Source organism: Arthrobacter alpinus (assembly GCF_001445575.1).
GTDB lineage: Bacteria > Actinomycetota > Actinomycetes > Actinomycetales > Micrococcaceae > Specibacter > Specibacter alpinus_C.
Genome location: NZ_CP013200.1, coordinates 682,525 through 705,259, shown reverse-complemented (window position 1 = coordinate 705,259; position 22,735 = coordinate 682,525). Strand labels below are relative to the sequence as shown.

The 22,735-nt window shown below is 60.5% G+C and carries 23 protein-coding genes; 8 read left to right on the top strand and 15 right to left on the bottom strand.

The annotated features are described in order from the left end of the window. Positions 1 to 98: 98 nt before the first annotated feature. Positions 99 to 1,079: a carbohydrate kinase family protein gene (locus AS189_RS02990; RefSeq protein ID WP_062286273.1), complete on the bottom strand. Its 981-nt coding sequence runs from the start codon at positions 1,077 to 1,079 to the stop codon at positions 99 to 101. Between the two features lie 154 nt (positions 1,080 to 1,233). On the opposite strand from AS189_RS02990, the gene AS189_RS02985 reads away from it, so the two are divergent. Beyond that, positions 1,234 to 2,265 carry a LacI family DNA-binding transcriptional regulator gene (locus AS189_RS02985; RefSeq protein ID WP_062286272.1) on the top strand — a complete coding sequence of 344 codons (1,032 nt, stop codon included), beginning with the start codon at positions 1,234 to 1,236 and terminating at the stop codon, positions 2,263 to 2,265. A gap of 112 nt (positions 2,266 to 2,377) precedes the next feature. Continuing rightward, positions 2,378 to 3,481 (top strand): GTP pyrophosphokinase, encoded by a 1,104-nt coding sequence (locus AS189_RS02980; protein ID WP_062286269.1) that lies wholly within the window; start codon positions 2,378 to 2,380, stop codon positions 3,479 to 3,481. Between the two features lie 89 nt (positions 3,482 to 3,570). Here AS189_RS02980 and AS189_RS02975 read toward each other — a convergent pair whose 3' ends face one another. The 5 genes from AS189_RS02975 to AS189_RS02955 all read right to left on the bottom strand — a co-directional run bounded on the left by AS189_RS02975 (position 3,571) and on the right by AS189_RS02955 (position 8,270). Next, positions 3,571 to 3,804, bottom strand: a complete 234-nt coding sequence (locus tag AS189_RS02975) for a hypothetical protein (protein ID WP_062286267.1) — start codon at positions 3,802 to 3,804, stop codon at positions 3,571 to 3,573. A gap of 189 nt (positions 3,805 to 3,993) precedes the next feature. After that, a complete protein-coding gene (locus AS189_RS02970) occupies positions 3,994 to 4,662 on the bottom strand; it encodes a response regulator (protein ID WP_082634008.1) in 669 nt (222 codons plus the stop codon). Between the two features lie 428 nt (positions 4,663 to 5,090). Beyond that, a complete protein-coding gene (locus AS189_RS02965) occupies positions 5,091 to 6,347 on the bottom strand; it encodes a sensor histidine kinase (protein WP_062286263.1) in 1,257 nt (418 codons plus the stop codon). Positions 6,348 to 6,380: 33 nt separating this feature from the next. Beyond that, positions 6,381 to 7,400, bottom strand: a complete 1,020-nt coding sequence (locus AS189_RS02960; RefSeq protein ID WP_202814115.1) for a proline racemase family protein — start codon at positions 7,398 to 7,400, stop codon at positions 6,381 to 6,383. A 267-nt stretch (positions 7,401 to 7,667) separates the two neighbouring features. Further along, positions 7,668 to 8,270: an NADPH-dependent FMN reductase gene (locus tag AS189_RS02955; protein ID WP_062286262.1), complete on the bottom strand. Its 603-nt coding sequence runs from the start codon at positions 8,268 to 8,270 to the stop codon at positions 7,668 to 7,670. 321 nt (positions 8,271 to 8,591) lie between these two features. Here AS189_RS02955 and AS189_RS02950 point away from each other — a divergent pair, with 321 nt between their 5' ends. Beyond that, positions 8,592 to 8,855 carry a hypothetical protein gene (locus tag AS189_RS02950; RefSeq protein WP_129587134.1) on the top strand — a complete coding sequence of 88 codons (264 nt, stop codon included), beginning with the start codon at positions 8,592 to 8,594 and terminating at the stop codon, positions 8,853 to 8,855. Positions 8,856 to 9,031: 176 nt separating this feature from the next. On the opposite strand, the gene AS189_RS02945 is transcribed toward AS189_RS02950, so the two are convergent. The 4 genes from AS189_RS02945 to AS189_RS02930 all read right to left on the bottom strand — a co-directional run bounded on the left by AS189_RS02945 (position 9,032) and on the right by AS189_RS02930 (position 11,922). Next, positions 9,032 to 9,376: a GNAT family N-acetyltransferase gene (locus tag AS189_RS02945; protein WP_062286258.1), complete on the bottom strand. Its 345-nt coding sequence runs from the start codon at positions 9,374 to 9,376 to the stop codon at positions 9,032 to 9,034. Between the two features lie 35 nt (positions 9,377 to 9,411). Then, the gene (locus AS189_RS02940) at positions 9,412 to 10,428 is read right to left on the bottom strand and encodes a pirin family protein (protein ID WP_062286256.1); all 1,017 of its coding nucleotides are present in this window, start codon (positions 10,426 to 10,428) and stop codon (positions 9,412 to 9,414) included. 118 nt (positions 10,429 to 10,546) lie between these two features. After that, positions 10,547 to 11,005 (bottom strand): carboxymuconolactone decarboxylase family protein, encoded by a 459-nt coding sequence (locus AS189_RS02935; RefSeq protein WP_237759956.1) that lies wholly within the window; start codon positions 11,003 to 11,005, stop codon positions 10,547 to 10,549. Positions 11,006 to 11,118: 113 nt separating this feature from the next. Then, on the bottom strand, positions 11,119 to 11,922 hold the full coding sequence (locus AS189_RS02930; protein WP_062286252.1) for a substrate-binding domain-containing protein: 804 nt from the start codon (positions 11,920 to 11,922) through the stop codon (positions 11,119 to 11,121). A gap of 88 nt (positions 11,923 to 12,010) precedes the next feature. Between AS189_RS02930 and AS189_RS02925 the strand changes: the two genes are divergently transcribed. Then, positions 12,011 to 12,373, top strand: a complete 363-nt coding sequence (locus AS189_RS02925; RefSeq protein ID WP_181036111.1) for a DUF5997 family protein — start codon at positions 12,011 to 12,013, stop codon at positions 12,371 to 12,373. Positions 12,374 to 12,528: 155 nt separating this feature from the next. Here the strand turns inward: AS189_RS02925 and AS189_RS02920 are convergent, their stop codons facing one another. The 4 genes from AS189_RS02920 to AS189_RS02910 form a co-directional block, all read right to left on the bottom strand. Next, positions 12,529 to 14,055 (bottom strand): APC family permease, encoded by a 1,527-nt coding sequence (locus AS189_RS02920; protein WP_062286248.1) that lies wholly within the window; start codon positions 14,053 to 14,055, stop codon positions 12,529 to 12,531. Further along, complete coding sequence (locus AS189_RS02915) at positions 14,052 to 14,729, bottom strand: universal stress protein (RefSeq protein WP_337589200.1); 678 nt, start codon at positions 14,727 to 14,729, stop codon at positions 14,052 to 14,054. The genes AS189_RS02920 and AS189_RS02915 overlap by 4 nt, the downstream gene beginning before the upstream one ends. Beyond that, entirely contained in the window at positions 14,720 to 14,932 is a 213-nt protein-coding gene (locus AS189_RS21050) for a hypothetical protein (RefSeq protein ID WP_337589199.1), read from the bottom strand. Before AS189_RS21050 ends, AS189_RS02915 begins: the two co-directional genes overlap by 10 nt. A gap of 222 nt (positions 14,933 to 15,154) precedes the next feature. Further along, a complete protein-coding gene (locus AS189_RS02910; protein ID WP_062286246.1) occupies positions 15,155 to 16,540 on the bottom strand; it encodes a flavin monoamine oxidase family protein in 1,386 nt (461 codons plus the stop codon). Positions 16,541 to 16,713: 173 nt separating this feature from the next. On the opposite strand from AS189_RS02910, the gene AS189_RS02905 reads away from it, so the two are divergent. From AS189_RS02905 to AS189_RS02890, 4 genes are all read left to right on the top strand, one after another. Further along, positions 16,714 to 17,448, top strand: coding sequence for a TetR/AcrR family transcriptional regulator (locus AS189_RS02905; RefSeq protein WP_062286244.1), 735 nt, complete (start codon positions 16,714 to 16,716; stop codon positions 17,446 to 17,448). Positions 17,449 to 17,691: 243 nt separating this feature from the next. Then, on the top strand, positions 17,692 to 18,114 hold the full coding sequence (locus AS189_RS02900) for a hypothetical protein (RefSeq protein ID WP_062286242.1): 423 nt from the start codon (positions 17,692 to 17,694) through the stop codon (positions 18,112 to 18,114). 123 nt (positions 18,115 to 18,237) lie between these two features. Further along, positions 18,238 to 19,635, top strand: coding sequence for an FAD-binding oxidoreductase (locus AS189_RS02895; protein ID WP_062286240.1), 1,398 nt, complete (start codon positions 18,238 to 18,240; stop codon positions 19,633 to 19,635). Positions 19,636 to 19,674: 39 nt separating this feature from the next. Continuing rightward, on the top strand, positions 19,675 to 21,213 hold the full coding sequence (locus tag AS189_RS02890; RefSeq protein WP_237759955.1) for a stealth conserved region 3 domain-containing protein: 1,539 nt from the start codon (positions 19,675 to 19,677) through the stop codon (positions 21,211 to 21,213). 82 nt (positions 21,214 to 21,295) lie between these two features. Here the strand turns inward: AS189_RS02890 and fdhA are convergent, their stop codons facing one another. Beyond that, positions 21,296 to 22,507, bottom strand: a complete 1,212-nt coding sequence (gene fdhA / locus AS189_RS02885; RefSeq protein WP_062286238.1) for a formaldehyde dehydrogenase, glutathione-independent — start codon at positions 22,505 to 22,507, stop codon at positions 21,296 to 21,298. Positions 22,508 to 22,735 lie beyond the last annotated feature (228 nt).

Genomic DNA, 22,735 nt, shown 5'->3' with positions numbered 1-22,735 from the left:
CCCAAGGTTAAACCACCTTGCCCCAAAGCTGGCCTTCCGCGCTGCCTCCGCAGCTACCCATGACCGCGCTGACACCAACAGTCATCAATGTTGCCCAGTTATTTCGCCAGTTCTGCACGGTTCGGCGGGTTGGCCCCGGCGCGGGAGACGGTGATTGCGGCAGCTCGGGCGGCATACTCGATGACCTCCGTCAGGGCTTGGACGTTGATGCTCCGCAGCTCCGCGCGGCGGTGGGCGCCATCCAATTCCCGGTCCACGAGGCTGGACAGCAGCGCCGCCATGAAAGAATCCCCAGCCCCCACAGTGTCCACGACGTCTACTGAGGGAACCTGACATTCCGCTTCACCGGCTGCACACACCGCCCACGGACCTCCGGCCCCCTGTGTCACAACCACGACGGCGGGGCCTTCCGTGCCGCCCAAGGCCAGCCACCTGCGGGCCGATTCCTTGGGATCAGTGCCCGGATAGAGCCACTCCAGGTCCTCATCGGAAGCCTTGATGACGTCAGCCAACCGGACGAACTTCTCCGCCTGCTCACGGGCGTGGGCTACATCGCCAATGATGCTGGGCCGGCAGTTGGGGTCATAGGAGATGGTGGCGTGCGGATGTGCCGTCACCACGGCATCGAACACATGCGCCTCGCCGGGAGCCAGCATCGTGGCAATCGATCCAGTGTGGAGCAAGGTTGTCCCGTTGAGCATGAACTGACTGGCACTTTCGGCGGCGTCGCCGCTTGTTATCCCGGCAGCGGTCATGCCCTGTCCAGCGGCCAGCGCGGGCAGGGTCCAGTCCAAAGCAAATTCGTAGCTGGCGGCGCCGTCGGAGTCCAGTACTGCACGGGCAACGGAGGTGGGCAGCGCGTCCGGGGCCAAGGGCACCAGGACATCGTTGGCTTTGAGATGCCCGGCCACCATGTCGCCATAGGCGTCCTGGCCCATGCGTCCCAGGAACTGTACGGGGTGACCGAGCCTAGCCAGGCCCACGGCAACGTTCATGGGGCTTCCACCCACATGAGGTACGGCCGCTCTGCCAGCTTGGACAACTTCATCTATCAAGGCTTCGCCAATAACAGTCAACATGACACAACCCTACGATGCTCCGGCGCTTCGCCGCTCTCCATTAAGGCCTTGGGTGAGTGTCGCGCGGCGCAAGGAAAACGTTGCTACGGTTCGGGATATGCTCTGAAGCGTTATTCAACTTTTCGTATCGACTGACTCGGATGGGCAGATTTCAATGAGCATTCCCGAGTCAAGGCCTCCCGGAATCCGCGACGTGGCGCAGCTGGCAGGAGTCTCACCTCAGACCGTCTCGCGTGTGCTCAATGGACACCCCAGCGTCAAGCCCACCACCCGAGAAACCGTAAAATCTGCCATTGAACAGCTCGGCTACCACCGCAATTATGCGGCGCGCAGCCTCTCCACCGGACGTACCCAAATTATTGGTCTGGTCATGTTCAATACCGATTCTTATGCCCGTTCCATAGTGGTAAACAGTATTGAATCTGAATCCGCGGCACTGGATCATTCAGTCATTACCTCCTCCATCTCGTCCATGGACGATGCCACCATTGATGCTGCCGTGCAGGGCTTGGTAGACCGCGGAGCAGACGGCATTATCTTGGCTGTGCCCATGATCAACTCCAGTCCAGTGGTGGCCAGGATCGGCAACACCACGCCCATCGTCACCTTGGACGGTTCACGCGCAGAATCCAGCGAACTGCTGGTCATTGATCAGGCTCTGGTAGCCGAACTCGCCACAACGCACCTGTTGGACCTAGGTCATGAGACTGTGTGGCATTTATCCGGCCCACATGACTGGATTGAGGCTATCGATCGCAGCGAAGGATGGCGACGCACGCTAGAGCGGGCCGGGCGGTCTGTACCTCCCGAGCTACAAGGCGACTGGACCCCGCAGTCCGGGTACAAGAACGGCCTCCTAGCAGCCCGCATCCCCGAATTGACGGCACTGTTCGTCTCCAGCGACGAGATGGCCTTCGGTGTCATCAGGGCCCTTCATGAGAGCGGAAAACGCATCCCGGAAGACATTTCCATTGTCAGCGTGGACAACATTGCCCTAGCGGAGTTCAGCTCACCGTCGCTTACCACTGTGGCGCAGCCCTTCAAGATGACCGGCAAGCTGGCCGTACATCGACTGCTGCATACGCTGCAGGACTCAAAAGAACCCGCACCGCCATTCTCGCTGGCCCCCGAATTGCTGGTCCGTGCCAGCACGGGAAAACCGCCCGCTCTGCGGGACACGTTATAAAGACAGCTCAAGCGGTTCCAAACTTCTGGCCTTTGGGATGAATCTTGTGAATTTCCGTCACACGCGGCATTGCGTTTCGCCTGCGCCCTACCCTGACGCTTAAGCTCTTTTCATGAGCAGTAATTGGGAACGACTTGATGAATCCCTGCGCCCGGCCGTCAGCGCCTCTGTGGCTGACTTCGAACGGACTCGGCCCGAACTGATAAAGATGACCGCTGAAATGGAATCGCTCATTCGCGATGTCCTCTCGGAAGCGGATGACAAGCCACTCTTTGTCACGAGCCGCACCAAGAGCGTGGAGTCATTCCGCGAGAAAGCCTCGCGGATGGTGCCGGAACCTGACGCCACCCCGGCTTTGCAGTTCCCCGAGCCGTTGAAGAACCTCACCGACATGGTTGGCGTGCGTGTCATTACCACCCTGCCGGGCGAGAACGCGCAGGCGGCAAACCTGATCAAGCGCCAGCGCAGCATCTTTGACTGCCGTGGCGACACCGAAAAGGACATTGGCTCCATTGAGTCAGGCACCTACGGGTATTCCAGCCGGCACTTGATCCTGCGCACCATCCAGAACGAGGCGGTCCGCAACTACCAGGCGTTGCTGGATCCGGACACCAAGCCGAACGGCAGCTACTTCTTTGAGTGCCAGATCCGCACCATTTTCGCCCACGCCTGGAGCGAGATTGAGCATGACATCCGCTTCAAGTCTCAGGACCCGCGCGCTTGGAGCCCCTACTTTGACCGACAGTTCACCGCCACAGCTGCCATGCTCGAGACGGTGGAGTCAGCATTTTCCGAGCTACACGACAGATATGAGACCGTCACCAGCTATTGGGACACCGACGGCGAGGGGAACGTTTCCCTAACCCCCAACCGGATCAAAGCCGTGTGGCAGACACTGCTGCCGCACGTGGACCGCAAGGCTGACGACGACTGGGGGTGGGCTGCAGAGTTGGTGGCGGCACATGGACTCGGCCAGACAGTAGATCTGGCCGCGCTATTGCAGCCGGAGATCATCTCAAACGTCCGCAAGGCCTTGGAACACAGGTATTCCCCCGGCCCTGACAGGCTGCTGGATGATCTGTTGCTGTGGCAATTTGGTGAAAGCCATATTGATCTCACGGCAGAAGAGCCCGGGACAGAACAAACCCCGCGCCGCGATAGCCTGATCCGCCGTCATCAGCAGATGCAGCGCTATCGCAAAGCGCAGGGTTTTTAGTCCCGCTCCTCCCCCTATGGACAATCGCCTGCGCGCTTGACTCCTAGGTTCGGTAACTTCTAGCAATAGTTCTTGGTGGGACTAGCTTCTTAGCAGAGGCGCAGGCCAAAGATGTTGCAGGGGATAAACATAATTCCGTATGTGGTGGCCACGCTGCCCGATATAGCTCTGCCCATTGCTGTGGGTGCGGCCACGGGGGCTGCCGAAATGCTGGCCTCGGGGGCTTCAGAGGTGCTGGCCTGAGCCGGCGAAAGCCCCGGAGCCAAGATGAGTCCGGCGGCAATGACTGCTGCAATACCTGCGGAAGCAAATGGTTTTTTCATGGATATGCCTTTCAATAGCGGGATTTGTCCGCGTATGGCCACGGTGATCTCAGCTTAGGTCCAAGGGCCCGCCGCCGATACTCCGAAAGGACCATTTGCCCCTGTCCTTTTGGATAGTCTTTCAGTACATGTTCCCGATAACACCGCATTTACGCCTAAGGGAGGAAAGCAAAAGGGACGCGGAGCTGACTAAGCGACCAGTCCTGAGCGCAGCGCCGTGACGACCAACTGGAGGCGATCCCGGGTGGAGAACTTCCTCCCCAACCGCACCAGGTGGTACTTCACGGTGGATTCGGAAAGGTAGAGTTCGGCAGCGATCTCGCTGTTGCTGCGCCCGTCGCACAACAATTTCAGGACTTCTTCTTCGCGGCCTGTCAGTTCAATTGACGTCTCCGCCCGTGTAGCTGGCCGGCTGCCGCGAAGATCCTCGATCAGCAGATGCGCAACGGCCGGATCGATGGGGCAATCGCCCGCGTATACGTCTCTGACGGCGGCTACGATTCGTTCAGGCTCGGCATCCTTGACCACGTATCCCCCGGCACCTGCCAAGAGTGCGGCCCTCAGGTGAACGTCAGAGATGTGGCCGGTGACCACCAATATGCCAATCTCCGGATTCTGCGCCACGATATGGCGAATAGCGGTCACTCCATCCATGACAGGCATCTGGAGGTCAATAAGCAATACGTCAGGTCTGCACTCCTGGGCGAGGCGGATGGCATCTTCGCCGTTCTCACCCTCGCCGACAACTGCGAGATCCTTGGTTTGGGACAGATAAGTCCGTAGCGCTCCGCGCACGAATTTCTCATCGTCAACAATGACTATCTCAATAGTCCCGCCAGCTTCAGTCATCACACTCATGATGACAGTCTACGTAGCTGTGGCAATGGGGAGAATTGTGCCATTCCCCAGGTCAGCGGGAGACGTCAGGGAAGGAACCTGAGGGCCAGATGCCTGAGGGCTTGGTCTTGCCGTTTACTGCCGCGTTGCGGGCTACCGCATAGTTTGCATTCATGATGATCTCCAAGATCGGTAGGACTGGACGTTTGCAACTCCGGTCCTCACATGGTGCGAGGTCCGATGTCCCCCGACACAATTCACGCTACGCAGGCATCTCTTGTCATTCAATGTGAAACCGTCGGGACTGTCCTCTTGGACCATGGTTTTGGCACCAAAACAGCAAGAATTGGCCACATGGCCAAATCTTGCGTTCATGTGGGTGGGGTTCCATCTCTGAGGGTTATCCCCGGCACTCCGACTGTCTCTACTGTTCTAGTGAAACTTGGGTGCTAGTGAAGTGTCTGGCGATCCTTGAACGGCAAGATGGCGTGGACACGCCACCAGCCGCCGTCGGTCCCTGATTCAAGGGTTCCGCCCAGGCGAGAGGCCCTTTCCCGCAGTCCTGCCAGTCCCGTGCCGGAGACTGGCAGCCGTGGGTTACCTGGTGTCATTCGATTCCGGATGACTAACTCAAGGTGGTCATGAGCCACATTCATGGAAATTTCGCAGCGTGCGCCTTTTCCGGAATGCTTCACAATATTGGTGGCGCTCTCCTGCAGAATCCGCAGGACCGTGGGACGGATGCCGTTGGGCGTCTGGTCCAGATCTCCTGAGGTCGTGATGCGTGTGGGGCAGCCCAAGCCGGTTAGCTGCTTTTGGATATCGGCAAAGCTCAGTTCCAAATCAATGCAAGCCACGCTTGGCCTTAATCCGGCGTCCTGCGCCGGCGCGTCTTCAGACGACCGCTCGTCCGTGCGCATGGCCACGATCAGCCGGCGTAGATCATCCAAAGAGTTTCTGGCCATTGAACCAATCTCGGTGAGGGCATGTTCCTTGGCTAGCTCCTCCTTGGAGATCTTGCCAAGGTTTGCCTGCACGGCAATCATGGTCAAACCATGCGTCACAACGTCATGAAGTTCGCGAGCTAATTCTGCACGCTGATCCACGGCAGCTCTAGCGGCAGTCTCATCGGCTGCTTTTTGATTGCGTGCTACTTGGAGGGCCCGGTCACGGAGCAATTTGATGGCCAAGCCCGGAGCTGTGAATAGCAGCGTGACCGGGATGTAGGCCCACAATTGCACGATGCCCAGGTGCGCAACGAAGAGCACCCAGATAATCTGCCATACCAAGAAACCGCCCACCATGACGGCCAGGGACCGCAGAGAAACCCGGTACGCCGCCACGGCAATAGCCCCGAAGGCCGCCAGTAAAGGCCCGGCAACCAAGGCTTGCGGAAGCATAGTGGCCAGCTGAAGAGCGAACAGCACGGCAACCCATTGAGGGCGGAACGCCAGGGCCATCCACACGGCCCAATAGGCGACGGTGCAGGAAATCAATAGCCACGGAAGCTGCGTTCCTGGCCCAGTGAGGACAGTCAGACGCACATCGTCAAAGGCTGAGACAGTGACGAAAACGGCAAAGGCGAAGGCAAACCACGGCGACAGTGGCGAACTGCCCACCTGCAGCAATTCCGCAAGCTTGAAGGTACGCCACGCTGTGGGGATTCGCGGCAGCTTGGCGATATGGGGGCGGATGGATTCAGTCACTTGGCAATCGTCCCAGACGGTCGGGTGCTACCGCTACCGCAATACAAATCCCACCCCTAGCTCGTCGTCGGCGTCCAGCGTAAATTTCCCCTGCCCGACCGGGAAGGAGCGTCCACTAACCTCCACCACCAACCCACCCTCAGGGCCACCCGCCCGGTCCACAACTCGGGCAGCAAAACGAGAATCAATAATCGAATAGTTCTCCAAAATCTCCCCTTCCGCCAAATCTCCCTGGTCACTGAGCAGCGCCACTCGAGCCGCCGTTCCGGAGCCACTGGGGGATCTGGCTACCTGGCCGTCGGCGAAAACGCTCACATTGCGCTGCCTCAACCCTGGCCCGGTGGTGGTCATCGGCTCGTGGAAGATGGTCCCAAATACCCCCTCAAATCCAGCCTTGAGGGGGTGTTGCGTGGCAGGGTTCCCGGCGAGCCCCGCGGCTACCTGATGCCCAGCCGCAATCACCTTCGCCAAGTTCGACGGCGTGACCTCAAGTCCTGCCGCTGCTGCCGGCAATGACGCGTACAGCGCCCCACTCCAGGCCAGGTCCACGCGCAGGCGTCCAAAGTCGGCCGTCTTGACCTCGATGTCTCTGGCCACCACATAGGACGGAACATTGTGGAACGCCACCTCACGGACCTTACCCTCCGCCATGGTGATTCTTGCCGTAACGCGACCCGAAGGAATATCAATCACAACGTCAGTCTCGCCGTCGTCCGGGGCACGGACCAAGCCGCTGCGCACCGCCCACGTCCCCAAGGCCATGGTTCCGTGGCCACACACCGTGGAAAAGCCCTCACGGTGCCAGAACAACGCACCGAAGTGCGCTCCGGGGTCATTGGGTGGCACCACGAACCCGCCGTACATATCGGCGTGCCCCCGCGGTTCGTTCACCAGTAGTTTGCGAATCTTGTTCGCGTCCCCCGTCATAGCGAATTCGCGGCGTTCACGTGCTGTGCCGCCCTCGATCATGATGGGCAGCGCCGGCACAATCCGGAAGGGCTCACCTGCCGTGTGATAGTCAAAGGTCTCAATTTCCCACAATGCGGCTTTCACAGTCGTGACTCCCTTGGGGTGACTAACCGTGGTCGGGGCGGGTCCTAGACCACTGCCGCCAATATGACACGGAGCATTTGGCCTGTCAATGATTCATGCGCCATGACGGCCCGTCCACGCCGCGCCCGGAGTTGCCTGCCAACACAGAAACCCCGGTTCTTGCCTTGCGGCAGGAACCGGCGTTTCCCTCAGGAGTGCTGCTCTGCGGAAATGACACGGTCAGGTGCTGGCAGCCACTCATCCTCACTCATGGATAGGAGCCCATGATTACTTACTGGAGTCCGGGTGCTGGTCGCCAATATGACCGGGTGCGGTGGCGTCGAGGACTCGGGCCACAAACGCACCGTATTCGTCCATGTAGTGCCTCAGCAATGCCTCCGTGTCTGCGTTCTTGACCTCGCCGTCATCTCCGTAGTCCGCCGCGTCGAAGCGAATGTACGCTTCGGGCGAGTTGAGTTGAGGTGCATCGAGAAAGCTCAAGACGCTGCGCATCGAGGACTGCATGACTGCGGTGCCGATGCCACCCGGGGATGCTCCAATGATTCCTGTGGGCTTGCGGGCAAAGGAGTTTGTCCCCCACGGGCGCGATCCCCAGTCGATGGCGTTCTTCAAGGCGCCAGGAATCGACCGGTTGTACTCGGGTGAAATGAAGAGGATGCCGTCGGAGGCGGCAATCGCTTGCTTCAGGGCCTGCCCCGCCGGCGGAAAATCACTGTCAAAATCCGAGTTGTACAGTGGCAGGTCCCCAATGGGAATCTCGGTGAATTCAAGCTCAGGGGGTGCCAAACGGATCAGGGCCTTGGAGAGGGTCCTGTTGATGGATCCGCTGGACAGGCTGCCCACGAGATACCCAATTTTGTATGTGGCCATTGCTATTTCCCTATCTGCCAATGGCACTGGAACGGACTGCTTAGCCGGTCCACGCACCGTATCTAAATGCTGAAGGTTCACGCGATTTCGAGCCTAGTCCAGTGCCGTTGTGGTGGCTAGAGTCCGGGATTGAAAGTGCGCGGCGCTGCCAGCAAATACAACTAGGTCTTGGCACATGGGTAGCGCTACATGGGTAGGGCACCCCATCGACGGAGCTGGCCAGTGCGGGATAGATTCTTAGTAATCGCTCAGCCGGACATTCCCGGCCAGAGTGTTACCCCGCGGCAGGACCGCAGAATTTACTAGCAAAGGATGTACATCGTGGCAATGATTGGTAACGATCCCCAGGATATGGCAGAACTGGTTTCCAAGTTGGCTCAGGCCATCGACCAGATCACCTCCGCAATGAGCACCTTGGACGGCAAAGCACAGTCCGTTCGCTGGGAAGGCCCTGACGCCAGCCGCTTCAAGGGCACCACGTGGCCCACCTCCAAGAAGCAGCTCAACAACGTCATCAACGATCTGAACCAGGTCAAGTCCGTGGTGAACAAGCAGAAGCAGCAGCAGATCGAGGCTTCGCGCTAGTCCCCAATCCCTCCCTGGTTGCAGCCGCTGGCGCGTCTGCAACCAGGGGCCCTCGGGATTGTGGGGCCCCACGCAAGACCGGCTCCCACTTGTTGGGGGCCGGTTTGGTGTTTAAGGGTGGCGGTGGCAAGTCTCATGCTCTGACTTGGTGCGCCGCGGGGTGCTCATGAGTCCCCTCAAACCGCCGCAGTGACCGCGTCCAAATGCGCTTGTTCCACCATCACCGTGTGCTCCTTGTATTCGGGATGCTTGCGTAGATAGACCTTGAAATAGGGGCACACGGGCACTACTTTCAACCCGGCCGCAATGGTGTCCTCAAGCGCAAAGTGAGCTAGCTTTCCAGCCAACCCCTGACCTGCATATTCCTCGTCGACAGTGGTGTGGAAAAAAATCCGCTCCTGGCTGGCGTCACGCTCAAATGTCAACCAATGGGCCTTGCCAATGACCCTCTCGCCGTCGACAAGCTCGTAGCGATGACGGTCAGCATTTTGACGCACAGTAATGTTTGATTCCTGATCCACAAATGCTCCTCAATAGGTGTTTTAGCGCGTGTGCCTCAACCGCGTGGGCGCAGCTGGACGTTGGGCAGGCCCGGCGCCGGCAACGGGTCCGGCATATTATCGGGGAAGGGTCCAAAGCGCGGGTAAGGGGTCCCGTCAGGGTATCCACCTTCGGTTTCTCTCTGCGGAGGCGGTTCCGCACCAATCTCGCCCTGCCATGCCGCACGATACGCCAGAATTTCCTCATGGGTTCTTCCGATGAAGTTCCACCACATGACGATTTTTTCCCCTAGAGGTTCCCCGCCAATGAGAAGCAGCCGCACAGGGTTCATGCCAGCCTCCAAGACCAGGGCTGAACGCCCTGTGGGCAAATATACAAGGTGGTCTACAGGTACTGGCTCACCATCCAGACGCAGATCGCCAGTGTCCAACAGGATGCCGTATTCGAAGCTCGGATCCAGCTCAAGTTCCAGCCGCGATCCGGGGCGCAGCACAGCTTCGGCACCTAGTAGCGGCGGCGTGTAGGTGGCCACCGGAGACGTTGAACCCGCCAGCGAGCCCAAAAATACTCGCAACTCTGTGCCCTCACCGCGGACAGGCTCCGGGACGTAATGCGTAAAGGTTGGCGGCATGTGGCGAGTTGCATCTGGCAGCGCGAACCACAGTTGTGCACCATGCAGGATCGAGGTGTCAGCGGTGGAGAATTCCTGGTGTGAGATGCCGCGGCCGGCAACCATGAGGTTCACCTCGCCAGGTCTTACGACGGCGGCGAATCCCGCCGAGTCAAGATGCTCTATTTTTCCGGAGAACAGCCAGCTGACCGTTGCTAGGCCGGTGTGCGGATGCCGGGGGACATGCATGCCACCGGAGGTGGGGACCAGATCGGGTCCATAATGATCTACAAAACACCAGGCCCCAATCAAGCTGCGACGTTTCTGTGGCAGGGTCCTGCGAACCTCCATCGCCCGGATTCCACCCAACGGGACTGCCCTCGGCGGCAGGACCTCCGCGTCACCGATGTTCTTTTCGAATTCGCAAATCACTTCATCAGGCTTGGTCTCGAGGTTGCTCATGGGCCAAGTCTAGAGCCAACACCTCTAGGAATCCCGGCATCCAGCGGGGTTAAGCCGTGTGGGCCCACAACTCCGAGGGACCCGCTGCGAGCTTGCGATCAGTGGGAGGAGTTGGGGACTATTTCTCAGCTCGAACGGGGTGCTGACTCATGATGGAGACCCTGTTGAAGGCGTTGATAGCGATGCCTGCCCATTGCAGCGCAGAGTATTGCTCGTCGGTCAACGTCATGCGTACTTGCTGGAGTTCTACCTGCCGCGCCTGGACATCTGTCATCAGTGCGGTGGCTTCACCAATCACGAGCGCCGCCCGCTCAAGTTCGGTGAATAGCTCAGTTTCCCGCCAGACAGGCAGAACGGCAAGCTTTTGGCTGCCCACTCCGGCATCCAGCGCGTAACGGCTGTGCATGTCCAGGCAAAAGGAGCACCCATTGATTTGCGAGACGCGCACGTTCAGAAGTTCCACAACCGACCGGGGGATATTTGAAGCCTCCGTTGCCGCCTTCACTTTGAGGGCTAATCCATTAAGTGCCCGCCAGCTGCCGGGGTCGGATTTGTCCAGAAAAAAACGTTCGGTCATCGAGATCGTGCTCCTTGATGTCAGAATACCCGGAGTTGCCTGGGTGGGCCCTCGCGCCTGAGGGACCCAAAGCGCAGACGCGCCAGCGGCTGGACTTTGGGAGTGCGTGGGGCCTAGCGCCTGCCGCGCTTGGCAGCCCGAGCCTTGCCGCCTGGGCGCCCACCGCCGCGCAGATTAGCCGCGACCGACTTCCCCTTAGCTGCAGGGGTGCGTCCCGACGTCGTACTTTTTCCAGTCTTGGCGCCCTTCTTCGGGGCAGCATCCTGCTTGGCCTGCACGGAGGGCTGGCGGGAGCTGTTGGCACTGCGCCCGCGGACCACGCCAATGAATTCCTGAATGACTGCCTCATCTTCAGCGGGCAGCGGCTGGAAGGAATCAATCCACGCCAACGCGATGCTGGTCTCGGCAACGCCATGGAGCAACCGTGAACGCAGCGTCTTGCGGCTGAGAAGACGGCCAACAGACATAGGCAGAATCAAGATGCCGAGCCCGGCTTCGACCAGATCCAGGGCTTCTTCGATGGAGGCCATGGGCGGCAAAGGCTTGCGGGTTCCCGTGGCGATTTCGGTGGAAATATCGCGCCATTCCGGGAAATCATCCGGGTTGGCGAGGAGGTATTCGTCGGCCAGATCTTCAACGTTGAGCTCGTCAAAGGCGGCGATGGGGTGGTCCTTGGGCGCCACCACCACGGAGAGTTCATTGTAGAGCGGAATGACGTGCAGACCGGTCTTGTCTACGGGCAGTCGCACGAACGCCATGTCGACCTCGCCAGCGCGCACGGCGTCAAGCTGGCGGGATTCGGGCACCGGGGTGGACACGAGCGGCACGCCAGGCATGCGCTCCTCCCAACGGTGGATCCACTTTCCGGGGGTCACACCCGGGACAAAGGTCACTGTAAGTTCGCGGGATTCAGACACCTATTTACCCTAACGCACCGTTTCCCCTAAACTACCGCCCGCGCACCGGTACCCTTGATGTATGAGCATTAATCCTTCCCCCCAAGCCATGAAATCCGCCACAGCGGCGAAGAAGCTGGGCATCCACCTGCCCGCGGCTCCCGCAGAATTCCAAGAGAACGCGATCAGCCGGGAGGACTTCAAGGTTTTGCAGGACACTCCCCCGGAGTGGCTCGCCGAATTACGTCGCAGCGGACCGCACCCGCGCCCCGTCATTGCGCAGAAGTTGAACATCTCTATTGGTGGACTCAACCGCTCCAACATCACCGAGGCACTCACGACGGCGGAGATCACCGCGTTGCTGCAGGCTCCCCCGGCGTGGCTGGTTGAGGAGCGTGCCGTGCACGCCAAGGCTCGCGCCGAAGCAAAGCTGGCCAAGGACCGCGAAGCGGCCCGCCGCCCGAAGAGCTAGCCTGCTCTTTCCGGCAGTCAGGTCTCCAGAGCAAGGACCTTAAATGCCGCCGTTCCTGCTTATTGCCGCCAGAACAATGGCGGCAATAAGCAGGAACGGCGGCATTTGTGCTTTGAGTTTGTACTTTGGGACCGTCGCTGAGAACGCAACCTCGCCTACGGGTTGTACACCTGGCTGGCGCGGCTGAGGACCTGGCCCTTGAAGAATTCCGGGTGGCGCCAATTCATGATCAGCATCAGGATCACCCCCAGTAGGAGCACTCCGGCACCAAGAATAAACACCAGCCCGAGTCCGGCAATGTTGGAGCCGGAGCCGTACGCCGGGTCCATGGAGTCGTAGGCGGTCTTGAAGAACATGACCAGCAAGATCACCCCGCCCACCAGCGGAGCCAGGAATTTGAAAAAGAAGTTCCGGATGCTGCGGAATACTTCTGCCCGGAAATACCACACACAAGCCAGTGCCGTAATGCCGTAGTAGAAGCAGATCATCATGCCCAGAGCAGTGATGGTGTCCCACAAAGCATTTTCCGAAAGCGTGCGAGTGACCACGTAAAAGACTGCCGCTGCGATGGCCGCCGCAATGGTGGCATAGCTGGGCGACTTGTAGGTGGGGCTGATCTTGCTAAAGCTCTTGGGCAACGCCTGGTAGTGGCCCATGGACAGCAGGGTCCTGGCGGGTGAGACAAAGGTTGACTGCAACGATGCTGCCGAGGAGCTCAGGATGGCCAGCGACATCAAAATGGCGAACGGACCCATGACAGGACCGGCCAGAACGGCAAAGATGCTGCCCTGGTTTTCCGGGTTTCCGGCGCCAAGTCCAGTCGTGCCAATGCCCGCGAACGCCAACGTGGCCAAGGAGACTGTCATATAGATGACCATGATGGCGATCACCGTGACGGTGGCCGCCCTGCCCGGTGTCTTTTCCGGGTTCTTGGTTTCCTCATTCATGGTGAGGGTGACATCCCAGCCCCAGAAAATGAAGATGGACAAGGAAACACCGGCAGCAAACTGGGAGAACGATTCCACGGCGAAGGGGTTGAACCAATCGGCTTGAATGGCCGTGGCGTCAAAGGCTGTGCCATTGGCAACATGGGCGAAGGCAGAAATCGCAAACCAGCCCAGCACCAACAGCTGGAACGCTACCAAGACGTACTGGAACGTCTTGGTAGTTTCCATGCCCCGGTAGGAAATCCAGCACGCACCGGCAATGAACACCAACGTTGTCGCAATGTTCAGCGGGAGCACGGTTGTCAGATCAGCCAGCGACGGATTGGAGAAGATTTGCGCCAGCATCAGATAGAAGAAGTCCACCGCCACGGCCGCCAAGTTGGAAAGCACAATGATGGTCGCCGCGATCAAGCCCCAACCGCCCATCCAACCGAGCCACGGCCCAAAGGCGCGCGATGCCCACGTGAAGGAGGTCCCGGCGTCGGGCATGGCATTGTTCAGTTCCCTGTACCCCAGCGCCACGAGCAACATGGGGATGAATCCAACCAGGAAAATAGCCGGCAAGTGCACGCCCACCTCGGACACCGTGGGGCCCAAGGCCGCCGTCAAGGTGTATGCGGGCGCGATGCAGGAAATGCCAATCACGACGGCGCCGATCAGCCCCACCGATCCCGCTTTCAGGCCCTTCTCACTCAGCCCGGTAGTGGTTTTTGCGGCAGTATCGCGGGTGCTCATAAGGTGGCCTCTTCGTCTGGAATTTCGAAGTCGCGCGGAACCACAATCATGGGGACCGGAAGTGCGCGCAGGATGCGGTTGGCGGTGGCGCCTAAGAAGATCGATTTGCTGTGGGCCAGCCGGCTGGAGCCAATCATCAACAGCTCACCGTCTTGCCAATCCAGCCGGTCAACGGCGTCCTCAATGGTTCGCCCGGTGCCAACCACGACGTCGGGCTTGAGCGTTTCCAGTGCGTCGGCGGCCAGTGTGTGGCTGGCTTGGGCAACGCCATTCAGGTGGGCTTGCGCGTCCTGGACGGTGGCATCCGACTCTCCAGGACCTAGCGCCACGAGGGAGACCAGCCGCAAAGGCAGGCAGCGGCGCTTAGCCATCGCCAGAGCAACGGCGAGGACTTCCTGCGCCCCCACGCGAGTGCCGAGCGCGCAGGTCAGTCGCGTAATGGGTTCGGTGCGACTGTAACCCGACGGGGCAAGAGCCACCGGGACCGTTGAGGCGTGCAGCAAAGAGCTGGCAACCGAACCGATGGAGAACCGCTTGAACAGTCCTGTGCTGCTGGCCCCAATCACCAGCAGCCCAGCTCCCAACTCCTGCGCCGCAGCAATGAGCGCCTCGGCCTCGGATTCTCCGCGCTGGATGTGGGCCTGCGCCGGGACGTCCTCCGGGATCAAAGCCAACCCTCCTCCACCCATTGCGAAACCTGCTCGGCCAGGATGTCGCCAATGCCTGATACCGGCGGGTACGCGCCGTTGTAGGGCGAATCTTGGGGCATCACCATGACCAGATCCAAGGTGGCCCCCTGACGGCGGGCCAAGGCCACAGCCAGGTTGACGGCATCGCCGCCACGGGCGTTGGCCGTATATCCAACTACATACCGCATAAGGGTCCTCCTCAGGACGTCTGTGTCATGTAATGCTCAAGGTGAATCCGCTAAAAGCTGACCGAAGCACGGCGAATCAGTGGTGACTGCCGGGCCAGACCGCGGAGCCGGCATTTTTTGTAGGCGACGTAAAGGAGACGCCAAAGGCCGCTTGCGGCCGACGCGTCGGATAGTCGCCGGAAAAATGCCGGGCCGAGGGCTGGCAGGCCATGGCTGCCAGCGTTATTCGAGCTCTGCGATCAGCTTGTTGGCGGTGAACTGCCCCATTCGGACGGCGCCGTCCACGTGCTGATAGCCCTCCGCAGCCAGATCTGAACATGACCAGTGAATGGGTCCCACGGGTGTCAGCTGATCCGGACCGTAGCGGTGCAACCCGCCCAGATCGTAGCTGGCGGCGTAGGCGCCACGGGTCCACTCTTCCGAGCCCCAATCGGATTCGTAGTAGACCACCGGTTCCGCAGCAGCATCGCCAAGGAATTCCGCGAGCGATGCGGTAATTTCCTTCTTCCGCTGTTCTGGGGAAAGCGTGAATGCGTAGTCGGCCTTTTCATCGGAAACGAAGCCAACCAAGGTGCCGCGGGGGTCCTGGTGGTTTGTGTTGTCGTAGACCTCTTGAACCAGCGAGGAAGCACTGAAGCCGGTGCCGGACAGCCCGTCTTCGCGCCAGAACGGGGTTTCATAGACTGCATGAACCTTGATGACCAGCCCCAGGGATTGGTGCTGGTGCATCTGGTGCTGGCGGCGTGGCAGCGGCGGATCGAAGGAGACCCGGGTGTACAGGTTGGGCGGAACGGCCATGACCACACGCTTGGCGGTGACGGTGGCGCCGTCGGCAATCACGGTGGCGAGGTAGCCGGCGTCGTTCTTCTCCCAACGGACGGTCCGGGCCGGGGAATTCAAAATGACATCGGCGCCAAGCTCTTTGGCGATCGCGAGGGAAACGCCCTGCATGCCGCCCACCACGCGCTTGTCGAGGATGAAGTTGTCGTCCACAAGGTTGCTGAAGGAACCTGCCGAGGATGCCATGAACACAGCCTGCAGCGCGGAAAATGCGTGGGCGGGCTTGGTGAGCATGCCGCCAGCAATGAACAGGCCGATGTTATTACAGGCTTCCTCGTTGCCGGACTGGGTGCGCAGCCAATGATGGAAGGAGATGATGTCCAGTTCGCGGGCCTGCGGGTGCGCCCAAGGCGTGGCGGGATCCATGAGAGCTGCCAGCGCGTCCAGAGTGGCGATGAGTTTGTTCATCTCGGACTCGGTGTCTGCGGCGACCGGGAACATTTCGCCGGTGTAGCGGGTGCGGGTGCCGTCGGGGGCGATGTAGACGCTGTCGCCGTCGCGGTAGCGCGAGTAGGTGTCCAGACCCAGTTCATCGAGCAGCCCGATCAGGGCAGTCTGGTCCGGGGAGACCCACTGGCCGCCGATCTCCAGCCAGGCGCCGTCGATCGTGTTGGACCAGGTGCGTCCGCCAACCCGGTCGCGGGCCTCCAAGACTGCCACACTTAGGCCCGCCTTTTTCAGTTCGTGCGCGGCGGTCAGTCCTGATGGTCCGGCGCCGATGATGACGACGTCGCGGTGGATCGTGACGGGGTTTTCTGCCGATGTCATTATTCCCTCTCCTGCAAAACTTCCGTGATGCGCTTCACTAAATGAATGCCGTTCATTTAGAATAGACTGTAATGGACGTCACCTGCCGCCGTAAAGGGGCAGGCCAAAGAAACTTGCGTTTAGGTGCCTGAAGAAGCTGCGCGAAGACATTGCGCCAGGATCAAGGATGAGGAATGGGATTGGCCTTGGCTGAGACTGCCGAACTGCATCATCAAGCGCGACGACGGGCAGGCCGGCCCCCGAAGGCGCTGCTGAGTTCCGCGCGGATCACCAAGGCGGCACTGAAGTTAATCAGCCATGACGGCTACAAGGGCTTGACCATGGCGGGCCTGGCCAGATCATTGAATGTGGCGCCATCGGCTCTTTACAACCATGTGCGTTCAAAGCAGGATGTGTTGCTGCTCGTTGAGGATCACCTCATGGGCCGCGTGGACGTTTCCGCCTTTACCACCGAACCATGGGACGCTGCGGTGGCCAGCTGGGCACGCTCTTACAGGGATGTTTTCGCCGCGCACCTACCACTGATCCCCGTCATTGCACTGCTGCCGGTCACCAACGCACCGGCGACCATCACCATGTACGAGGCCGTTACGAACGGATTTCTGGCGGCCGGCTGGGCTCCGGAATCCGTCATTGACGCCGTCGTGGCGCTGGAGTCGTTCATTTACGGTTCGGCCTATGACGTCAACGCACCCGACGACATTTTCGACGCCGGTTCGCTCGCCCCGCAGGCTCCAAGCTTCAGCGTCGCTGTGACCCACCGCGGGCTAGGTAGAGCGAGCATGAGGGGCACGGCGGACGGGGCACGGGCGTTACGGGCACGGCCGGCGCGGGCCACGCACCGGATCCGGCCGATTCAGCCAAGCCTGTGCAAAATGACGCCGACGCGGCTTTTTCTCTCGGTCTGAACGCCCTGATCGCCGGGCTTGCGGCAACCCGGGGGCCGCAGGGCTGAATTCCAAACTGCAGCTAAAGGGGGTCCCGGGCCTCGGCACCCCCTTTAGCTGCAGTTTCGAATCGCCCAACGTCGTTCGTGGCCCACGGGCCCCTGGGCTGCCGAACAGGACACTAGCCATGACCGGGCTACAACCCTAGGCTGAAACCACTACCGCTTTTCACGAACCACTCACCACGAACCTCAGGAGAAACCCATGGGATTCAGCATCAGCAACGCCGCACTACGACTGGTCTCCGGTGCATTCATTCTCAACTCCGGTATTGGCAAGCTCAAACTAACGCCCGAACACGCCGCAGGTCTGCAGGACGCCGCCCAACGCGTCATCCCCCAAGTGAGCACCTGGACGCCCGAACAATTTGGCAGCCGTCTGGCCTACTCCGAAATCGCCGTCGGCGCAGTCATCTTAACCCCATTCGTATCCAGCCGTCTGGCCGGGCTGGCGCTCGGAGCATTCTCCGGCGGGCTCGTGGCCACATATTTGAAGTCCCCCGGCATGACCGAAGCCGACGGCATCCGCCCCACGCCGGCCGGAACCGCTATGGCCAAGGATTTCTGGCTGGCCGGAATCGCCGTGGCGCTCCTGTTCCACCGCAAAAAGCGGCCGATGGCGGGCTAACGCGGGATCCGCCGTCGAACTTTCCGCAGTGATCTAGCCAGCTCGCCCAAGCAGTGGCACGCTTAAAGATAGGCCGTCTGGGGGTCTGATGCGTTGTGCGGCGGCCAATCTGCGGAGGACACCATGGAATCGCCCCAAACGCCGGAACCAGCCACTGTCCACAACATCGTATTTGGGGCGCTGCGCCGTAATCTGGCCGGTGCACTGCATGAGCCCGGAGTCCCCGCTTACGACGAATTAGCGACTCCGTGGAACCTCGCCGTGCAAGCCTCGCCAGCCGCCGTAGTGGAAGCCGCTAACCCCGGAGATGTGGCCGAAGTCGTCAAATTTGCGGCCGCCAACGGGCTGCTCGTCGCCGTACAAGCAACCGGGCACGGCATTGCCAGCGAAATGGACGGCGCCCTGCTCATCCACACTCGAGCCCTCGACACTTTTGTCCTGGACGTCGACAAACGCACCGCCCGGATTGGTGCCGGAGTCACCTGGAAAACGATCTTGTCGGCCTGCGAGGGCGTGGGGCTGACGGGCCTCTCCTGTTCAGCGCCGGGGGTCAGCGTGGCCGGCTACACGAGCGGCGGCGGTATCGGCCCCATGGCGAGAACCTTCGGCGCCGCATCTGACCGCGTGCGCTCGTTCGAAGTCGTCACCGGCGATGGAGAACTTCACCAGGTTTCGGCGCAATCGGATCCGGAGCTCTTCTGGGGGCTGCGCGGCGGCAAGGGCTCGCTGGGCATCATCACGGGCATGGAATTTGAGCTGCTGGAACTCCCTTTCATCTACGCCGGCGCCCTGTTTTTTGACGCATTCCACGTCGAAAACGTGCTGCGCACCTGGGCCCAATGGTGCCCCACTCTCCCCGGCGCCGCCACCACCTCCGTAGCCATGATGCAATTGCCGCCCCTGCCTGGCGTACCCGAACCACTCGCCGGGAAATTCACCATTGCCGTCAGGTACGTCTACATCGGAACAGCGGACGACGGCGCCACCTGGCTTGCGCCGATGCGCTCGGCCGGGTCGTTGCTTATGGATGCGGTGGGGCCGATGCCTTCCTCCATGATCGGGATGGTCCACTCGGATCCCGAAGACCCACTGCCAGCCGCCGAGGGCCACACGTTACTGGCAGACTTCCCAGTGGCTGCGGCCACTAGCTTGCTGGAAGCTGCGGGGCCGGATAGTTCCTCGCCCCAGTTAATGGTGGAGATCAGACAGTTTGGCGGTGCTCTGGCTCAAGAACCCGCTGTGCCCAGCGCCTTGTGCCACCGTGATGCGCCCTTCGGCCTGTGCACCGTGGGCGTTGGCCCCCCTCCCGTTCTGCCCGCCTTCCGCGCGCATGCTGGGGACTTAATGACAAACATGTCGCCATGGGCATATGGCGGAACTTTACCCAACTTCTCCGCCGGGAGCGGGGCTGCTGGGTTCGCCGGGAATTACACTCCAGCAGTGCTGGGGAAACTCACGGCGCTGGCCGAGTACTTTGACCCGAGCAATGTGTTCCGGCTGGGACAAGTGCCGGAGCGATAAGCTCAAGACGGCCCATCCCACAATCGCCAGGAGCCTTGCTTGCCCAGAAAATCTACTGCTCTCAGCACTCCCGCGGCGGCAGCGATCCTCGCACGTAACGATGTTTCCCTCTCGCACGGCCGGTTGGCGTTGCTCAACACGGCGGGTCTAACACCTCGCGAGGCCATGATCTCCGATCTACTGGCTGTCCGCAGGGTGCTGAATGACTGTGGCATTGCGTACCTGCTGGTGCGAGGCAACGATGAACGCCCCGTCCTGGCAATTGACAGCTCCTTGCGCCAGCCCTTAGAACAGGCACTCACTACTGCCTTCGCGCAGGAACCCTTTTACGCGCGGAGTGTGGATACGCGCAAGTCCACGGTCCTGCTTGCGGACGGCAGGCTCGCGGCCGCGCTCGAGACACGAATCTTCAGGCTGTTCCGGCCACGCGTGGCTCCCGCCGGCGGGCTTTATTACGGGGCGGCGTGGGGTGTGCAAATTGAGCTGTGGAACTTCTTAGACACCCGGATTGACCTGCCGCTGGAAAATTCCCTTACCCGCCGGGTCGTGGACCGGAGCGAAGCCACTCTCAGTACCGTGGAACTGTACGGGAAGAGTTGGCCGACCATTGAAAACATGTTCATCGATCACGCCTTCGACATCCGTTTCGACATTGACATGGTCTTTTCCTGGGTTGACGGCAGTGCGCTCTCCTATCAGAGAGCCCGCCGAGAACTGGAAACGGGGGCACAACTAGGCGAAGGTGACGATCACGAATCGCGCTTCCGCCAGGTCGACGAGCTGAAGTACGCATTGCGTTCGGTTCACCTCTTTGCTCCGTGGGTCCGGCACATCTTCATTGCCACAGACTCTCCGGCTCCCAGCTGGCTGGCCGAACATCCCAAGGTCACGCTGGTCCGCAGCGGCGAGCACTTTGGCAACCCCGCGGTGCTCCCAACGCACAATTCCATGGCAGTGGAATCCCAGCTGCACCATATCGACAGCTTGGCGGAGCATTTCCTCTATTCCAATGACGACATGTTCTTTGGCCGACCGCTCTCACCGGATATGTTTTTCACGCCGGGTGGCATCACCCGCTTCATGCTCTCCCCCAACCGCATCGGTCTGGGTGAAAGCGACGTGGAACGCAGTGGTTTTGAGAACTCGGCCCGCGTCAACCGAAGGCTTCTATGGGACCGCTTTGGCACCTTTACAACCCATCATTTGGAACACAGCGCGGCGCCTCTGCGGCGCTCGGTGCTGGCCGAGCTGGAACAGGAATTTGCAGCAGAGTTCGCAGCAACGGCAGCCAGCACGTTCAGGGCCGCGGACAATATTTCAGTGACCAACTCGCTGTACCACTACTACGCGCTACTCACAGGCCGTGCGGTCATGCACAAGGACGGCCATGGACTGTACGTTGACACGGCCAACATGGCAGGGCTTGCCGAATTACCGCAGGTGCTAGCTCGGCGCAATGCCGACTTTCTGTGCCTCAACGACGGTAGTTTTGGTGACGCCGCCCCGGAAAAGCGCCGGCTATTAGTCACCGAATTTTTGGAACAGTACTTCCCGTTCAAGGCTCCCTGGGAAAAATAGCACGGGCAGGCAAACGCCGGTTCGGCGCAGACGAGGATCCTCAGCTGCGCCGAACCGGCGTATGACTGCCTAGCTGCCCTGTCTAGTTCAGGTATCCGTTGGGGTTCAGGACGTATTTGGTGGCTGCACCGGCGTCGAACTCGGCATAGCCGCGCGGCGCATCGGCGAGAGAAATCGCCTTCGCGTTGACGTTCTTGGCAATGGAAACCTTGTCATGCAGGATCGCCATCATCAGGCCGCGGTTGTACTTCATGACGGGGCACTGCCCCGTGGTGAAGGACAGTGACTTGGCCCAGCCGGTGCCCAAACTCAGCGACAGGGCACCCTTTTGAGCCGCCGCATCAATGCCGCCCGGATCACCCGTGACATAAAGGCCCGGAATGCCCAAGGACCCGCCCGCAGCCGTAATGTCCATGAGCGAGTTCAGAACTGTGGCCGGAGCCTCGCCCGCGCCGTGCCCATGGCCCTTTGCCTCGAAACCAACGGCGTCCACCGCACAATCCACCTCGGGCACACCCAGCAGCTGCTCGATCTGGGCGCCCGGTTCGCCGTCAGAAAGGTCGATGGTCTCGCAGCCGAAGGTACGTGCCTGTGCCAGTCTGTCCGCGTTCATGTCACCGACAATGACGACGGCGGCACCCAACAAGTGCGCCGACGTTGCCGCAGCGAGGCCAACCGGCCCGGCCCCGGCGATGTAGACGGTGGAACCCACACCCACCCCAGCCGTGACGGCCCCGTGGAAGCCGGTGGGGAAAATATCCGAAAGCATGGTCAAATCGAGCATCTTCTCGAGCGCCTGGTCCCGATCCGGGAACTTCAGCAAGTTCCAATCGGCGTAGGGAACCAAAACGTACTCGGCTTGGCCACCCACCCAGCCGCCCATGTCAACGTAGCCGTAGGCGCTGCCGGGGCGGTCCGGATTGACGTTGAGGCAGATACCGGTTTTGCGCTCCTTGCAGTTGCGGCAGCGGCCGCAAGCAATATTGAAGGGTACGGAACAGATGTCACCCACCTTGATGAACTCCACATCCGAGCCGACTTCAACTACTTCGCCGGTGATTTCGTGGCCCAAGACTAGGTCCGAGGGGGCGGTGGTGCGTCCTCGCACCATGTGCTGATCCGAGCCGCAAATGTTGGTGGCGACGGTGCGCAGGATGACGCCGTGGGGAACTTTTCTCCCCACATTGGCCGGGTTGACGCCCGGTCCGTCCTTAAGTTCAAACGTGGGGTAATCGATGTCGATGACCTCGACAACCCCCGGTCCCTTGTAGGCAACTGCTTTGTTTCCTGACATGGTTTTCCTTCCCAGTTAGTTCAGAAGCCACCATTTTTGGCGCTTCAAGTGCAACGAGAAATCAACCCCCTGACGCCTTATGTGGCACCCTGAAAACACGTAGATGGTGCACGGGATTGAGGGTGGACAGCGGGGTTGTTGTCAGTCTAGGTGGGGCCGCCGAAATATGTAAGGGGTCTCCTTTTGAGGCGAGCACGCCGGGGCCTGAGTTGCAGAGTTTGCAGCTGC

Coding starts and splice junctions, on each gene's coding strand:
- AS189_RS02990 (WP_062286273.1), bottom strand. CDS start 1,079: ATGTTGACTGTTATTGGCGAAGCCTTGATAGATGAAGTTGTCCAAGCT.
- AS189_RS02985 (WP_062286272.1), top strand. CDS start 1,234: ATGAGCATTCCCGAGTCAAGGCCTCCCGGAATCCGCGACGTGGCGCAG.
- AS189_RS02980 (WP_062286269.1), top strand. CDS start 2,378: ATGAGCAGTAATTGGGAACGACTTGATGAATCCCTGCGCCCGGCCGTC.
- AS189_RS02975 (WP_062286267.1), bottom strand. CDS start 3,804: ATGAAAAAACCATTTGCTTCCGCAGGTATTGCAGCAGTCATTGCCGCC.
- AS189_RS02970 (WP_082634008.1), bottom strand. CDS start 4,662: ATGAGTGTGATGACTGAAGCTGGCGGGACTATTGAGATAGTCATTGTT.
- AS189_RS02955 (WP_062286262.1), bottom strand. CDS start 8,270: ATGGCCACATACAAAATTGGGTATCTCGTGGGCAGCCTGTCCAGCGGA.
- AS189_RS02940 (WP_062286256.1), bottom strand. CDS start 10,428: ATGAGCAACCTCGAGACCAAGCCTGATGAAGTGATTTGCGAATTCGAA.
- AS189_RS02935 (WP_237759956.1), bottom strand. CDS start 11,005: ATGACCGAACGTTTTTTTCTGGACAAATCCGACCCCGGCAGCTGGCGG.
- AS189_RS02925 (WP_181036111.1), top strand. CDS start 12,011: ATGAAATCCGCCACAGCGGCGAAGAAGCTGGGCATCCACCTGCCCGCG.
- AS189_RS02920 (WP_062286248.1), bottom strand. CDS start 14,055: ATGAGCACCCGCGATACTGCCGCAAAAACCACTACCGGGCTGAGTGAG.
- AS189_RS21050 (WP_337589199.1), bottom strand. CDS start 14,932: ATGCGGTATGTAGTTGGATATACGGCCAACGCCCGTGGCGGCGATGCC.
- AS189_RS02910 (WP_062286246.1), bottom strand. CDS start 16,540: ATGACATCGGCAGAAAACCCCGTCACGATCCACCGCGACGTCGTCATC.
- AS189_RS02905 (WP_062286244.1), top strand. CDS start 16,714: ATGGGATTGGCCTTGGCTGAGACTGCCGAACTGCATCATCAAGCGCGA.
- AS189_RS02900 (WP_062286242.1), top strand. CDS start 17,692: ATGGGATTCAGCATCAGCAACGCCGCACTACGACTGGTCTCCGGTGCA.
- AS189_RS02895 (WP_062286240.1), top strand. CDS start 18,238: ATGGAATCGCCCCAAACGCCGGAACCAGCCACTGTCCACAACATCGTA.
- fdhA (WP_062286238.1), bottom strand. CDS start 22,507: ATGTCAGGAAACAAAGCAGTTGCCTACAAGGGACCGGGGGTTGTCGAG.